Raw genomic sequence first — 14,341 nt, forward strand, 5'->3', positions numbered from 1 at the left:
CCCGCATCGCCCTACGCCTCGACCCCGAACGCGCGGGTGAACCGCGCGTCCCCCTCGGCCAGGTCCCGCATGTCGCTGACCCCGTGCCGGACCATCACCGTCCGGTCGATGCCCATGCCGAAGGCGAATCCGGAGTAGACCTCCGGGTCGATGCCGCAGGCGCGCAGCACCCGCGGGTTGACCATGCCGCAACCGCCCCACTCGACCCACTGCGGGCCGTCCCGGTGCTCGGGGAACCAGACGTCGAACTCGGCGGACGGCTCGGTGAACGGGAAGTAGTGCGGCCGCCACCGGGTCTTCGCGCCCTCGCCGAACATGGCCCGGGCGAAGTGGTCGAGCGTGCCGCGCAGGTGCGCCATCGTGATGCCCTTGTCCACCACCAGCCCCTCCACCTGGTGGAAGACCGGGGCGTGGGTGGCGTCCAGTTCGTCGGTGCGGTAGACCCGGCCGGGCACCACCACGTAGATCGGCGGCTGGCGGGTCAGCATGGTGCGCGCCTGCACCGGCGAGGTGTGCGTACGCAGGACCAGACCGGAGCCCGGCGAGTCGCCGGGCTCCCCGGCGGGTGCGATGTGGAACGTGTCCATCAGGCCGCGGGCCGGGTGGTCGGCCGGGATGTTGAGGGCGTCGAAGTTGGTCCACTCCAGCTCGACCTCGGGGCCCTCGGCCACCTCGTAGCCCATCCCGATGAACAGGTCGCTGATCTGCTCCATCAGCGTGCTGATCGGGTGCCGGGCGCCGCGCGGACGGCGGTCGTAGGGCAGCGTCACGTCGACCCGCTCCTCGACCAGCACCCGCTCGGCCTGCTCCCGTTCCAGGATCTCCTGGCGGGCGGCGTACGCGGTCTCGATGGCGCGGCGGGCCTCGTTGACCCGCTTGCCGGCGTCGGCCTTCGCGGCCGGCGGCAGCGCGCCGATCTCTCGGCGGGCCAGCGAGACCGGGGCCCGGTCACCGAGGTGCGCCGGGCGCAGCGCGGTGAGCGCGTCCGGGTCACCGGCCGCGGCGAAGGCCTTCTCGGCGGCGGCGACGGCCTCGGCCAGGGCGGCCGGATCGAGCAGGGCGACCTGCTTCGGGTCGTACGGATCGTTGCGGTAGCTCATGGCGTACGGGCACTCCCTCACGGCGGCGCCAAGCCCTCACGGGCCGGCGAAGCGAGTCTACGGACGCGCGGCTGTGCCGCAGCCCGCCGGTGGGAGTTGCGCGGAAAGCAGGTCAGGCCCGCCGCCCGCCGACACCGGCGGGCTGGCTAAACGAACGCCGTGGCGCGTTCATGGACGGACGCTCTCCCCTGCGGTCGGTGCCTCGGGCGGCCGGGGTCACGGCCGCCGCTGTGCTCTCGCTGAAGCGTACAGGCAGACCGCCGCGGCCGCAGCCAGGTTGAGGCTCTCCGCGCGCCCGTGCAGCGGCACCCGGACCCGGGCGTCGGCGGCGGCGGTGAGCGGCTCGGACAGCCCGTGCGCCTCGGAGCCGAAGAGCCAGGCGGTGGGGGCGGCCAGCCGGCCGGCGTCGGCGAGGTCGTCCAGGTCGTCCTCGCCGTATCCGGTGGTGGCGAGGACGGTGAGCCCGGCGGCGCGCAGCGCGGCGACCACGGCCACCGGGTCCGCCGCGCGGACCACGTCGACGTGGAACAGGCTGCCGGCCGAGGCCCGCACGCACTTGCCGTTGTACGGGTCGACGGCGTCGCCGGCGAAGACCACCGCGCCGGCCCCGGCGGCGTCGGCGGTGCGCAGCACCGTGCCGGCGTTGCCCGGGTCGCGGATCTCGGCGAGCACGGCGACCAGCCGGGGCGCCGCGGTCAACGCCCGCTCCAGCGGCACGTCGAGGTGCCGGCAGACCGCCACGAGCCCCTGCGGGGCGACGGTCTCGGCCAGCGCGGTGAGCGCGTCCTCGGTCACCGGGGAGACCGGCACGCCCCCGCCGGCGGCGCGGGCGGCCAGGTCGGCGTACCGGTCCAGCGCGGCCGGGGTGCCGAACAGTTCGGTGACCACCCCGGGCCGGGCCAGCGCCTCGCGGACCGCCTGCGGCCCCTCGGCCAGGAACCGGCCGGTGGCCTCGCGGTCCCGGCGGCGGTGCAGTCGGCGGGCGGCCACGATCCGGGGCGTACGCGGCGTGAAGAGCATGGTCTCCTCCGGCATGGACGAGGCGCCCCCTGGTGACAAGGGGCGCCTCGCTCAGTTGCCGGTGATCAGGCGGCCTGGGCCGCCGCGCCGCCGGTGCCCTCGGCCGCGACCGCGGCCCGGGCGATCTCGACGATCCCCGCGAACGCGGTGGCGTCGTTGACGGCCAGGTCGGCGAGGATCTTGCGGTCGACCTCGACGCCGGCCAGCTTCAGGCCCTGGATCAGGCGGTTGTAGGTCATCCCGTTGGCCCGGGCACCCGCGTTGATCCGCTGGATCCACAGCTGCCGGAAGTCGCCCTTGCGGTCGCGGCGGTCCCGGTAGGCGTACTGCATCGAGTGCAGCACCTGCTCCTTGGCCTTGCGGTACAGCCGGGAGCGCTGACCGCGGTAGCCGCTCGCGGTCTCCAGCAGGGTACGGCGCTTCTTCTGGGCGTTCACAGCCCGCTTGACGCGTGCCATCTCAACTCCTTCTTACGTCAGGTGGCGCGCGTCAGCGGCCGAGCAGCTTCTTGATGCGCTTCACGTCGGCCTTGGCCAGCTCGACGGTGCCGGTCAGCCGGCGGGTCCGGGTGGAGGACTTCTTCTCCAGGTTGTGCCGGAGGCCGGCCTGCTGGGCAACGATCTTGCCCTTGCCGGTCACCTTGACCCGCTTGCCCATCCCCGTGTGGCTCTTCATCTTCGGCATGTGGAACGTCTTCTCCCCTGTTACTCGCCGGTGGTCCCGGCGGGTCCGGCCGCCTCGGCCGTCGGCGCCTCAGCGGCGCCGGATTCCCGCTCGCCCCGCGGTAGTACGCCGCCACGGGCGGCCGTGGCGGCGGCCTTGGTGGCGCGGTGCGGCGCGAGCACCATGATCATGTTTCGGCCGTCCTGCTTCGGCGCGGCCTCGACGTACCCCAGCTCCGAGATCTCCGACTCGAGCCGGCGCAGGAGCCGGTAGCCCAGCTCCGGGCGGCTCTGCTCGCGACCGCGGAACATGATCGTCACCTTGACCTTGTCGCCGGCCTTGAGGAACCGCACCACGTGACCCTTCTTGGTCTCGTAGTCGTGCGGGTCGATCTTCGGCCGGAGCTTCATCTCCTTGATGACGGTCTGCTGCTGGTTACGCCGCGCTTCGCGCGCCTTGAGTGCGCTCTCGTACTTGAACTTGCCGAAGTCCATGAGCTTGCACACCGGCGGGCGCGCCATCGGCGCAACCTCGACCAGGTCCAGGTCGACGTCCGCGGCCAGCTGAAGGGCGCGCTCCAGCGGGACGATGCCCACCTGCTCACCCTCAGGGCCGACCAGTCGGACCTCACGTGCCCGGATCTGCTCGTTCACGCGTGGTTCGACGCTGATGGGGCCTCCTCGAGTCGAGTTTCTGCTGCGTGCCGACCCCGCGGTCCCCGGGTGGGAACCGACCCGGAAAGCAGAAGGCCCCGGCGCATGCCAGGGCCCGCTCGACCGGTCGGCACGATCACATGATCGCGCATCCGGCGCCGGGGTGTGCCCGGAACCGGGGACCGGACCCGGCCACCGTGGCGGCGACTCGGGTGGGAGCAGGCGCTCCACTTTCATCGCTGTCTGCTCGCACGCGGAGCCAGCTTGGTCGACTCGACAACACTACACCCTCCCCCCACCACCCCCCAAACCGACACCCCAACGGTCGGCGGGCGGTTCCGGGGGCGGGTCAGCGGGGGGTGGGGGGCTGGGCCAGGTGGGCCTGGTGGGACTGGTGCAGCCGGCGCAGGGCGCGGACCCCCTCGACGGCCAGTTCCTTGTCGGCCGCCTGCAGGGCGACCATCGGGACCAGATCGTCGTCGTGCAGCTCCAGGCTGGCCCACGGGGCGCCCCGGTCGAACCGGACACCCCGGACGACCTCCCACGGCAGGTCGTACGAGCCGATGACGTTGCGTACCCGCACGCCGCGCGCGTCCGCCTCCACCCGGGGGCGGGTGAAGAGCAGGAAGCCGAGCGCGCCGAACACCCCGAGACCGACCATGGCGATCTGGTCGCCGCGCTGGAAGGTGCCGTAGCCGTCGCCGGTCGGGCCGCTCAGCGAGGTGGCCACCAGACTGAAGACGATCAGCAGCAGGGCCGCCGAGGTCCAGCAGACCAGCCGGATGCGGCGGGGCCGGAGACGGATCAGCTCGGTGTCGCTCACCCCACCAGTCTGCCACCCGCCCCCGGCGCGGGTTCCGCCGCCACACGGGGCCGACCGGGCCCGCGGCCGGCGACCACGACCGCCAGCAGGGTCAGCGCCGCGCCGGCCAACACCGCCGGCCGGGCACCGGGGCCGCCCGGCAGCAGCGTGTCCAGCAGCAGCGCCCCGCCGAGCTGACCGGCGACCAGGGCCAGCCCGGTGCGCAGCACCCCCGCCGCGCGGACCCCGACCACCAGGCCGGCCACGATGGCCACCCCGAGCAGCCCGCCGGTGTAGAGGTACCAGTCGGCGGGCCAGCGGGGAGCCGGCCCGGTGAGGGCGCCGGCGAGCGCGGCGACCAGCAGGACCGCCGGGGTGCTGACCGCGAAGTTGACCGCCACGCCGGCGGCGGCCGAACTGGCCGCGGAGACCCGGCCGTTCAGCGCGGACTGGAGGGCGACCGCGACCCCGCCGGCGACGGCGAGCAGGACCAGGCCGACCGCCAGCTCCCCGACCGGCTGGCCGAGCTGGGCCAGCGCCACCGCCGCCACGCCGAGCAGCCCACCGGCGACCCGGGGGCCGGTGAGGGCGAGCCGGCCGACCGGGGCGAGCCCGGCCCGGTCCACCGCCAGGCCGCCGAGGCTGCCCCCGGCGACCTGGGCGATGGTGAAGACCGCGACCCCGAGCGCCGGCACCACGTACGCGCCGAGCACCACGATCGCCGCCCCGCCCAGCCCGCCCAGGTAGGACCACCAGGGCAGCCGCTGGTGGCGCAGCGCGGCCAGCCCGGTCCGCATGGACGGCAGGGCGGCGAGCCCGAGGACGACCAGCAGGGTGCCGCCGAGGTTGTTGACCACCGCGGCCAGCGTGGCGTGCCCGACCCGGGTGCCCAGCTCCCCGTTCGCCGCCCCCTGGGCCGCGGAGGCGACACCGGCGAGGGTGACCAGGGCGAGCGCCACCCACGAGGGCAGCGGTCCGCGCGCCGCCCGCGGGCGGGCCGGCCCGGCCGTACGGCGCGGCGGCGGGGCGGCCGGCCCGGCCGGCCGCGCCACCCCGGGCGCCGGCCGGGTCGCCGCCGGCGTCTCGGGACGGGCCGGACGGTGCCCGGGCGGCGGCGCCGGCCGGGTCACAGCCGGCAGGCGTGGATGTTGGTGACCAGGATGGCGCGCGCGCCGAGCTCGTACAGCTCGTCCATGATCCGGTGCACGTCGTCGCGGAGCACCATCGCCTGCACCGCGACCCAGCCCTCCCGGTGCAGCGGGGAGACCGTCGGCGACTCGATGCCCGGGGTCAGCGAGCTGGCCCGGTCGAGCAGCCCGGCCGGCACGTCGTACGCCAGCATCACGTAGCGGCGGGCGACCAGCACCCCGTGCAGCCGGCGCAGCAGCTGCTCGGCCTGCGGGTGGGTGGCGGCGCCGGCGCGGCGCACCAGCACCGCCGAGGAGCGCAGCAGCGGCTCGCCGAAGACCACCAGCCCGGCCTGGCGGAGCGTGGCGCCGGTCTCCACCACGTCGGCCACCACGTCGGCGACACCGAGCCGGACGGCGTTCTCCACCGCCCCGTCCAGCCGGATCACGTCGGCCTTGACGCCCAGGTCGGCGAGGTGCCGCTCGACCAGCCCGGGGTACGCGGTGGCGATCCGGTGCCCGCCCAGCTCCTGCACCGAGTCGATGTCGTCGGGTCGGGCGGCGAACCGGAAGGTGGCCCGGCCGAAGGCGAGGTCGACCACCTCCTCGGCCGGCGCCCCGGAGTCGATCAGCAGGTCCCGGCCGGTGATGCCGAGGTCGAGGTCACCGGAGCCGACGTAGGTGGCGATGTCCTTCGGGCGCAGGTAGAAGAACTGGAGGTCGTTGGACTCGTCCCGGCAGACCAGGTCCTTCGGGTCGGTGCGCTGGCGGTAGCCCGCCTCGCGCAGCATCTGGGCGGCCGGCTCGGCCAGGGTGCCCTTGTTGGGTACGGCGACACGCAGCATGACGGAGTGCTCCTTCGATCGTGACGGATCAACGGCGGGGGCGCACTCACAGATGTCGGTAGACGTCCTTCAGTTCGAGACCGGTGGCGAGCATCAGCACCTGGGTCTGGTAGAGCAGCTGCGAGATCTCCTCGGCGGCCCGCTCCCGGCCCTCGTGCTCGGCGGCCATCCACGACTCGGCCGCCTCCTCGACGACCTTCTTGCCGATGAAGTGCACGCCCCGCTCGAGCGCGGCGACCGTGCCCGAGCCCGGGGTGCCGGCGGCGGCCTTGGCCTGCAGCTCGGCGAACAACTCCTCGAACGTCTTCACGCCGCGATTCTTCCAGCCGCCCCACCAGGGCGTGCGCCGGGTCAGCTTCCGCTCACCGACCGGGACCGTCCCGGAACACGGCGGAGGATCGCCCGACCAGGACCGGCCGCGCCAGCACCGCGTCGCTGGTCGAGTTCGCGCGACTCGCGCTGTCGCCGGAGCCTGCTGCCGAGCGGGGTGACCAGTCGGGTTCGACATCCCGGCATGGTGGGCCACGGCCGAACGAGCGCGATACCTCAGAGTCATTTTGATGACTCTGAGGTATCGCGCTCGCGGGGCGATGTGGCGAGCTGTGGCGACACGCCGCCGGCCGTGCGGACCCGCGCGTCGGACGGCCGACCGGGTCAGCCGGCGAAGCCGACCCGGTGCCCGTTGCCGGCGGCCAGGCCCCGGATGGCCAGCGCGGCGTCGAGCGCGGCGACGGTGGCCGCCCAGCCCTTGTCCTCGGCCGAGCCGGGCAGTCCGGCCCGGTCCCGGGCCTGCTCGATGGTGTTCACGGTGAGCACCCCGTGCGCCACCGGCTTCCCCTCGTCCAGCGCCACCCGGGTCAGCCCGTCGGTGACCGACCGGCAGACGTAGTCGAAGTGCGCGGTCGTGCCCCGCACCACCACGCCGAGCGCGACCACCACGTCGCAGCGGCGGGCGAGCGCCTGGGCCACCACCGGCAGCTCCACCGAGCCGGCCACCCGGGCCACCACGGCCCGCGCCCCGCACGCCTCGGCGGCGGCCACCGCCCGGTCGAGCATGTGGTCGGTCAGCTCGCCGTGCCAGCGAGCGGCGACCACGCCGACCGTCATCCCGGCGGCGTCCACCACGCCCACCCCGGGTTCGCCGAATCCCGCCATGTCTACGCTCCGATCTCGTCGCCCGTGGCCAGCCGGCTCGCCGGCGCCTCGGCCACCTCGTCCAACTCGTCCAGCAGGTGCCCCATCCGGTCCCGCTTCGTCCGCAGGTAGCGCACGTTCTCCGGGTGCGGCCGGACCGGCAGCCCTTCGCGACCGGTGATGGTCAGGCCGTATCCCTCCAGCCCGGCGCGCTTGGCCGGGTTGTTGGTGAGCAGGCGCATCGACCGCACGCCGAGGTCGTAGAGGATCTGCGCGCCGGTGCCGTAGTCGCGGGCGTCGGCGGGCAGGCCGAGGTCGAGGTTCGCGTCCACGGTGTCGCGGCCCAGGTCCTGCAACTGGTACGCCTGCAGCTTGTGCAGCAGGCCGATGCCCCGCCCCTCGTGCCCGCGCACGTAGAGCACCACCCCCCGGCCCTCCGCCGCCACCCGGGCCAGCGCGGCGTTCAACTGCGGGCCGCAGTCGCAGCGCAGCGAGCCGAACACGTCCCCGGTGAGGCACTCGGAGTGCACCCGGACCAGCACGTCCTGGCCGTCGCCGAGGTCGCCGTAGACCATCGCGACGTGTTCCGCCGGGTCGTGCTCGCTGCGGTAGCCGAGCGCCCGGAACACCCCGTGCTCGGTGGGCATCCGCGCCTCGGCGACCAGCTCGACCTGCTTCTCGGTACGCCGCCGGTAGGCGATCAGGTCGGCGATGGTGATCATCGTCAGGGAGTGCTCGGCGCAGAACTTCTCCAGGTCCGGCACCCGCATCATGGTGCCGTCGTCGTTGACCAGTTCGCAGAGCACGCCCGCCGGGCGCAGGCCGGCCAGCCGGGTCAGGTCGACGGCGGCCTCGGTGTGCCCGGGTCGGCGCAGCACGCCGCCCTCGCGGGCGCGCAGCGGCACCACGTGCCCCGGGCGGGCCAGGTCGGTGGGGTCGGTGCCGGGGTCGGCGAGCAGCCGGATGGTGTGCGCCCGGTCGGCCGCGGAGATGCCGGTGCTCACCCCCTCCCGGGCGTCCACGGTCACCGTGTAGGCGGTGCCGCGCCGGTCCTGGTTGGTGTGGTGCATCGGCGGCAGGTCCAGCCGGTCGCACTCGCTCTCGGTCAGCGGCACGCAGATGTAGCCGGAGGTCCACCGGACCATGAACGCGACCAGTTCGGTGCTGGCCAGTTCGGCGGCGAAGATCAGGTCGCCCTCGTTCTCCCGGTCGGCGTCGTCGACCACGACGACGGGCCGTCCGGCGGCGATGTCCGCCACCGCCTGCTCGATGCTGGCGAAGGTGGTGGTCATGCGACTGCCTCCGAGTAGGTCGACGGGATTGCGGTGGTGGCCGGCCGGAGCGCCCGCGAGGTGCGCCACCAGCTGACCAGGCCCCAGGCGCAGAGGGCGCCGTAGACCAGGTACATGGCCGCCGACGGGTAGAAGCCGCCACGCAGCAGCAGCGGCACGCCGACCGCGTCGACGGCGATCCAGATCAGCCAGAAGTCCACCCAGCCGCGGGCCATGCCGTAGGTGGCGAGCAGGCTGCCGGTGAGGATCCAGGCGTCCGGCAGCGGCCCCCAGGAGCCGAGCGCGGCGAGCACCGGGTAGGCCGCCGCGGTGCCGAGGGCGGCGGCGGCCAGCAGGCCGAGCCGCTCCCGGGCGGTGGCCCAGCGGGGGGCCACCGCGGTCCGGTCCGGTGCGGCGCCGAGCCGGCGGGTCCGCGACCAGCGCCACCAGCCGTACAGGCTGACCGCGAAGAAGAAGACCTGCCGGCCGGCCTGCCCGTACAGGTCGTGCGCCTGCGGGGTGGCGAACACCCCGCCGAGGAAGACGGTGAACAGCAGCGCGTTGCCGATCATGCCGACCGGCCAGGCCCAGACCAGCCGGCGCAGGCCGAACAGCGCGGAGGCGAGCCCGAAGCCGTTGCCGACGATCTCCCGGACCAGCACCGGGGACCCGGCGATGCTCACCTGCGCGTCCAGCAGCCAGTGCAGCGGGCCCATCAGGCCACCCCGCCCATCGGCGCCGCGCCGTCCACCCCGCCGGCCTGCTCCGGGGCGGCGTCGGCCGGGGCGCCGCCGGGGCCGGTCGGCGGGCCGGCGACGGGGAGCCGGTCGCCGAGCAGCCGCTCGACGTACTTGGCCAGCACGTCCACCTCGAGGTTGACCGGGTCGCCGACGCCCCGGGCGCCGAGCGTGGTCAGCTTCAGGGTGGTCGGGATCAGCCCGACGGCGAACCAGTCCGCCCCGACGTCGGCGACGGTCAGCGAGACCCCGTCGACGGTGATCGAGCCCTTCTCCACCACGTACCGGGCGAGGGCGGCGGGGAGCCGGAACCGGACCGTCTCCCACTGCTCCGCCGGTTCCCGGGAGAGCACCTCGCCGACCCCGTCGACGTGGCCCTGCACCAGGTGCCCGCCGAGCCGGCTGCCGAGCGCGGCGGCCCGCTCCAGGTTGACCGGGTCGCCCGGGCGCAGCGCGCCGAGCGCGGAGCGGCGCAGCGTCTCGCCCATCACGTCGGCGGTGAAGGTCCCGTCGGCGACGTCGACCACGGTCAGGCAGACGCCGTTGACCGCGATCGAGTCCCCGTGCCGGGCGTCGGAGGTGACCAGCGGGCCGCGGACCGCGACCAGTGCCGAGTCCCCCGCCGTCCCGGTCACCCGGACGACCTCACCCAACTCCTCGACGATGCCGGTGAACATGTCAGCCCTCCCTCTTCCGGGGCAGCGCGGTGATCCGCAGATCGGGACCGATCTGGGTAACGTCGATGAACTCCAGGTCGATTGCCTCGGCGATGGTCGTCACACCGGCGTCGACCAACGCGGTCGGGCCCGCGCCGAGCAGCCGGGGCGCGACGTAGCCGACGATCTTGTCGACCAGGCCGGCGGCCAGGAACGCGCCGGCCAGCCGGGGGCCGCCCTCCAGCAGCACCGCGCGGACCCCGCGCCCGTGCAGCGCGGCGAGCAGCGCGGGCAGGTCGACCCGGCCGTCCGGGCCGGCTCCGACCTCCTCGGCGGTGGCGATCCAGGTCCGCGCGGCGCCGTCGCGGACGCGGGCGTCGGCCGGGGTACGCCTGGCGCTGTCCACCACCACCCGCAGCGGCTGCCGGATGGCCAGGGTGCCGTCGCGCAGGTTGCGGGCGGTGAGCCGGGGGTCGTCGGCGAGCACCGTGCCCACCCCGACCAGCACCGCGTCGACGGTGCCGCGCAGCGCGTGCACGTCGATCCGGGCCGCCTCGGAGGTGATCCACATGCTGGTGCCGTCGGCCGCGGCGGACCGGCCGTCCAGGGTCGCCGCGTACTTCCAGATCACGTACGGCCAGCCGCGGCGCATCGAGGTGAGCCAGGCGATGTTGCCGGCCTCCGCCTCGGCGGCGCGGACGCCCAGGTCGACCTGGATGCCGGCGGCGCGCAGGGTGGCCGCGCCGCCGGAGGCGACCGGGTTCGGGTCGGGCACCGCGATCACCACCCGGGCCACGCCCGCCTGGACCAGCGCGGTGCTGCAGGGGCCGGTGCGACCGGTGTGGTCGCAGGGTTCCAGGGTGACCACCGCGGTGCCGCCACGGGCGCGCTCCCCCGCCTGGGCGAGCGCGACGATCTCGGCGTGCGGCCCGCCGGCGTACGCGTGGAAGCCCTCCCCGACGACCTCGCCGCCGGCGTCGAGCAGCACGCAGCCCACCACCGGGTTGGGACTGGTCGTGCCGAGCCCGCGCGCGGCGAGTTCGATCGCGCGACGCATCGCCTCGTCGACGGAGACGCCGGTCATCGCCCTGCCCTGCCCTCTCACTCGCCGGTCCGTGCGCGGGCGGTCGGGGAGGCATCGGCCGACAGGCCGAGGGCAGGCGGCGGCGGAGATCCGGGTACGGCACAGCCGACCCGGGGGGCGGCACGGCACGCCGACATCGGCGGCCGGGCACGGCCCATCCGTCCCGCGCGCTGTCTCCCATCCGGACTGTCTGGGAGCGGGCGTGCCCGCACCCAACCGTCGGCCCCGGATTCTCACCAGGTCCACCGGGCGGCAGAGCCGTCCGGGTCGCGGGCTTACCACGGAAGGCCGTGGATCACCGCCGGTTCGGAATTACACCGAGTCCCGCCAGCGCGTGGTGGGTACACCGGCAGTCTTACACGCTCGACGGGGGGTGTCGCCACCGAGGCGAGCTACTTCACATGACGGTGGGGGTCGCTGACCCCGCGGCGCCGGTCGACAGCCACGTACGACCCCGGCTGGCTCTTCGCCACCGTCTTCATCTCCGAGGCGACCGCGATCGCCTCGAGCGGATCGGTGAAGCGCTTGCCGGCGTCGGAGACGGAGACGCCGATGGAGAGAGTGACCAGGGCGGCCCGGCGGATGTTGCCGCGCCGGTCCTTCAGCTCGACGTAGCCGCGGGCGGCGTCGTCCGGGTCGTAGAGCGCGTCGGCGGCCTGCTCGAAGTCGGTGGAGACCCGGGAGGTCAGCGGCAGGACCTGCTCCGGGGTGCAGACGATGACGAAGTCGTCGCCGCCGACGTGGCCGAGGAAGGCCGGGGGCAGGCCCACCGAGACCACCGCCCGGTGCAGGCAGCGGGCCAGGGCGGAGATGAAGTCGTCGCCGCGGACGAAGCCGTACCGGTCGTTGACGCTCTTGAACCGGTCGATGTCGATGTAGCCGACCGCGTAGTCGGTGCCGCTGCGGACCCGGTCGGCGATCTCCCGGCGGATCCGGCTGTTGCCGGGCAGCCCGGTCAGCGGCGAGACCTCGCGGAACTCCTTGTTGCGGCGCAGCGTGGAGCTGACCCGGGCCACCAGCTCGGCGGTGTCGAAGGGCTTGACCAGGTAGTCGTCGGCGCCCGCGCTGAGGCCGTTGACCTTGTCCGAGGTCATCCCCTTGGCGGTCAGCATGATCACCGGTAGGGCCGAGGTCATCGGGTCGGCGCGCAGCCGGCGGGTCAGCTCCAGACCGTCGATGCGGGGCATCATCAGGTCCACCACCGCCAGGTCGGGCCGCTGCCGCTCGATCACCTCGAGCGCCTCCTGGCCGTCGCTGGCGTGCAGCACCTCGAAGCCGTGCAGCCGGAGGTTGAACTCGACGAAGCGCGCGATGTCCTCGTCGTCGTCGACGACGAGGATGACGTCCGGGCGGTCGCCGTCGGGGTCCATGTCAGGCCCCGGTGGCCGCGCGTTCCGCGAGCGCCCGCAGGTGGCGTACCGCCTCGGCCGGATCGGCCGCGCCGTAGACCGCGGTGCCGGCGACGAAGGCGTCGGCGCCGGCGGCGGCGGCCTGCTCGATGGTGTCGGCGGCGATCCCGCCGTCGACCTCGATGCGCAGCTCCAGGTGGCCACCGGCGACGTGCCGGCGGGCGGTGCGGACCTTGTCCAGCAGTTGCGGGATGAACCGCTGGCCGCCGAAGCCGGCCTTGATCGTCATGATCAGCAGGGTGTCGAAGCTGGGCAGCAGCTCCAGGTACGGCTCGATCGGGGTGTCCCGGTCGATGGCCAGCCCGGCCTTGGCGCCGGCCGAGCGCAGGTCCTTGGCCAGCGCCACCGGGTCGTCGCACGCCTCGGCGTGGAAGGTGACGTTGTACGCCCCGGCGTCGGCGTAGCCGGGGGCCCAGCGCCGCGGATCCTCGATCATCAGGTGCACGTCGAACGGCAGCTGGGTGGCGGCGCGCAGGCTCTGCACCACGGGCAGCCCGATGGTCAGGTTCGGCACGAAGTGGTTGTCCATCACGTCGACGTGCAACCAGTCCGCGGCGTTCTCGACGGCGCGGACCTCTTCGGCGAGGCGGGCGAAATCGGCGGCCAGGATGCTCGGCGCGACGATCGGCGGCGGTACGGTCACCGGGCCAGTGTACGAACGCGGCCATCCGCCGCCCGCAGCGCGGCACCATGCGGGACACCCCGTGACCCGGCGGTGACCAATGGTGCAGAATTGGCCGTCTCGGGCCGGGAAACCGGACGAAGAGCCATCGGCGACTGGCCGAACGACGGAAACGCGGCAAGACTCCATCAGGGACGGTGACGGGAACCGCCCGTCCGCCGGCGCCGCGCCGGCGGGCGCGGTGACGGCCGTCGGCTCCCGGAAAGGGCGGACGATGCGACGGTGGCTCCTGGCGCTGACGCTGGCCGGCACGGCGACGGCGCTGCTGGCCGGGTGTGTCCGGCCGGGCGGGTCGGACGGCGACCTCACCGACGACTGGCCGGCCCTGCGCGCCCCGCAGCTGTTCGTCCCGGCCAGCGGCGCCTGCCTGCCCCGGATCACCGCGATCGTGCAGGCCAGCACCTACGAGACGGTCGACTGCGCGCGCAACCACCTGGCCGAGGCGATCCACGTCGGCACCTTCACCGGGGCGGCCGCCGAGGGTGACCGGCCCGAGCCGGGCTCACCGGCGCTGCGCACCGCCCGCCGGGAGTGCGACGAGCGGGCCCGCGAGGTGCTCGGCGGCGACTGGCACTCCGCCCGGCTGACGTTGAACATCGCGCTGCCGTCCGCCCCGGCCTGGCGCGGCGGCGCCCGCTGGTTCCGCTGCGACCTGAGCGAGACCGACAGCATCGACAACACCCGGCCGGTCAACCGCACCGGCAGCCTGCGCGGCACGATGATCGGCGACTCCCCGCTGGTGCACCGCTGCTTCGACCCCAAGCTGATCGGCGAGAACCTCAACTACATGGCCCCGGTGCTGTGCACCGAGCCGCACCGCGCCGAGTTCGTCGGGGTGTACGTGGAGCGGGACATGACCTGGGCGGAGTTCAGCCGCGCCGCACCGCAGGCGCACCGGCGCTGCATGGCGCTGATCGCCGCGTTCGCCGACGTGCCCAACAACAGCGACCTGCCGTACCGGGCCGGCTCGATCTTCTACCCCCCGTCGCAGCGGGAATGGGAGGAGGGCGACCGGGGCGTGCGCTGTTTCCTGTGGAGCGACGACCGGAAGCTCACCCGGTCGATGCGGGGCGTCGGGCCGAAGGGACTGCCCGCGATCTGAGCGGCGTGCCGTATGCTGCCGCACCGTGGCGCAACGGCCGGCCGGCGAGCCGGCGG

17 protein-coding genes and 1 riboswitch are annotated in these 14,341 nt (G+C 74.4%); of the genes, 1 reads left to right on the forward strand and 16 read right to left on the reverse strand.

All coding sequences use genetic code 11. The features are described 5' to 3' along the window. Positions 1–11 precede the first annotated feature (11 nt). The 16 genes from pheS to rpe form a co-directional block, all read right to left on the reverse strand. Positions 12–1,100, reverse strand: coding sequence for a phenylalanine--tRNA ligase subunit alpha (pheS, locus tag AC1WTP_RS06420; protein WP_481648300.1), 1,089 nt, complete (start codon positions 1,098–1,100; stop codon positions 12–14). 216 nt (positions 1,101–1,316) lie between these two features. Beyond that, positions 1,317–2,135 carry a TrmH family RNA methyltransferase gene (locus tag AC1WTP_RS06425; protein ID WP_481648301.1) on the reverse strand — a complete coding sequence of 273 codons (819 nt, stop codon included), beginning with the start codon at positions 2,133–2,135 and terminating at the stop codon, positions 1,317–1,319. A gap of 50 nt (positions 2,136–2,185) precedes the next feature. Then, entirely contained in the window at positions 2,186–2,578 is a 393-nt protein-coding gene (gene rplT / locus AC1WTP_RS06430; RefSeq protein WP_481648302.1) for a 50S ribosomal protein L20, read from the reverse strand. Between the two features lie 31 nt (positions 2,579–2,609). Continuing rightward, the gene (gene rpmI, locus AC1WTP_RS06435; protein WP_441158206.1) at positions 2,610–2,804 is read right to left on the reverse strand and encodes a 50S ribosomal protein L35; all 195 of its coding nucleotides are present in this window, start codon (positions 2,802–2,804) and stop codon (positions 2,610–2,612) included. A 20-nt stretch (positions 2,805–2,824) separates the two neighbouring features. Continuing rightward, positions 2,825–3,436 (reverse strand): translation initiation factor IF-3, encoded by a 612-nt coding sequence (infC, locus tag AC1WTP_RS06440; protein WP_481648303.1) that lies wholly within the window; start codon positions 3,434–3,436, stop codon positions 2,825–2,827. A 349-nt stretch (positions 3,437–3,785) separates the two neighbouring features. Continuing rightward, a complete protein-coding gene (locus tag AC1WTP_RS06445; protein WP_481648304.1) occupies positions 3,786–4,259 on the reverse strand; it encodes a PH domain-containing protein in 474 nt (157 codons plus the stop codon). Next, positions 4,256–5,368 carry a DMT family transporter gene (locus AC1WTP_RS06450; RefSeq protein ID WP_481648305.1) on the reverse strand — a complete coding sequence of 371 codons (1,113 nt, stop codon included), beginning with the start codon at positions 5,366–5,368 and terminating at the stop codon, positions 4,256–4,258. Before AC1WTP_RS06450 ends, AC1WTP_RS06445 begins: the two co-directional genes overlap by 4 nt. Further along, on the reverse strand, positions 5,365–6,210 hold the full coding sequence (hisG, locus tag AC1WTP_RS06455; RefSeq protein WP_481648306.1) for an ATP phosphoribosyltransferase: 846 nt from the start codon (positions 6,208–6,210) through the stop codon (positions 5,365–5,367). Before hisG ends, AC1WTP_RS06450 begins: the two co-directional genes overlap by 4 nt. Before the next feature lie 46 nt (positions 6,211–6,256). After that, positions 6,257–6,520, reverse strand: coding sequence for a phosphoribosyl-ATP diphosphatase (locus AC1WTP_RS06460; RefSeq protein WP_120331238.1), 264 nt, complete (start codon positions 6,518–6,520; stop codon positions 6,257–6,259). Positions 6,521–6,864: 344 nt separating this feature from the next. Beyond that, positions 6,865–7,365: a 6,7-dimethyl-8-ribityllumazine synthase gene (gene ribH / locus AC1WTP_RS06465; RefSeq protein WP_481648307.1), complete on the reverse strand. Its 501-nt coding sequence runs from the start codon at positions 7,363–7,365 to the stop codon at positions 6,865–6,867. Between the two features lie 2 nt (positions 7,366–7,367). Further along, entirely contained in the window at positions 7,368–8,636 is a 1,269-nt protein-coding gene (locus AC1WTP_RS06470) for a bifunctional 3,4-dihydroxy-2-butanone-4-phosphate synthase/GTP cyclohydrolase II (protein ID WP_481648308.1), read from the reverse strand. Further along, the gene (gene pnuC / locus AC1WTP_RS06475) at positions 8,633–9,331 is read right to left on the reverse strand and encodes a nicotinamide riboside transporter PnuC (protein ID WP_481648309.1); all 699 of its coding nucleotides are present in this window, start codon (positions 9,329–9,331) and stop codon (positions 8,633–8,635) included. Before pnuC ends, AC1WTP_RS06470 begins: the two co-directional genes overlap by 4 nt. Then, positions 9,331–10,029: a riboflavin synthase gene (locus AC1WTP_RS06480; RefSeq protein WP_481648310.1), complete on the reverse strand. Its 699-nt coding sequence runs from the start codon at positions 10,027–10,029 to the stop codon at positions 9,331–9,333. The genes pnuC and AC1WTP_RS06480 overlap by 1 nt, the downstream gene beginning before the upstream one ends. 1 nt (position 10,030) lies before the next feature. Continuing rightward, the gene (gene ribD, locus AC1WTP_RS06485) at positions 10,031–11,092 is read right to left on the reverse strand and encodes a bifunctional diaminohydroxyphosphoribosylaminopyrimidine deaminase/5-amino-6-(5-phosphoribosylamino)uracil reductase RibD (protein WP_481648311.1); all 1,062 of its coding nucleotides are present in this window, start codon (positions 11,090–11,092) and stop codon (positions 10,031–10,033) included. A 165-nt stretch (positions 11,093–11,257) separates the two neighbouring features. Continuing rightward, a riboswitch (FMN riboswitch) is annotated at positions 11,258–11,428 on the reverse strand. Positions 11,429–11,484: 56 nt separating this feature from the next. Next, complete coding sequence (locus tag AC1WTP_RS06490; protein WP_481648312.1) at positions 11,485–12,462, reverse strand: GGDEF domain-containing response regulator; 978 nt, start codon at positions 12,460–12,462, stop codon at positions 11,485–11,487. A gap of 1 nt (position 12,463) precedes the next feature. Continuing rightward, positions 12,464–13,144: a ribulose-phosphate 3-epimerase gene (gene rpe, locus AC1WTP_RS06495; protein WP_481648313.1), complete on the reverse strand. Its 681-nt coding sequence runs from the start codon at positions 13,142–13,144 to the stop codon at positions 12,464–12,466. A gap of 253 nt (positions 13,145–13,397) precedes the next feature. On the opposite strand from rpe, the gene AC1WTP_RS06500 reads away from it, so the two are divergent. Further along, positions 13,398–14,285 carry a septum formation family protein gene (locus tag AC1WTP_RS06500; protein ID WP_481648314.1) on the forward strand — a complete coding sequence of 296 codons (888 nt, stop codon included), beginning with the start codon at positions 13,398–13,400 and terminating at the stop codon, positions 14,283–14,285. Positions 14,286–14,341: the final 56 nt, after the last annotated feature.

This window comes from Micromonospora sp. R311, assembly GCF_056780015.1.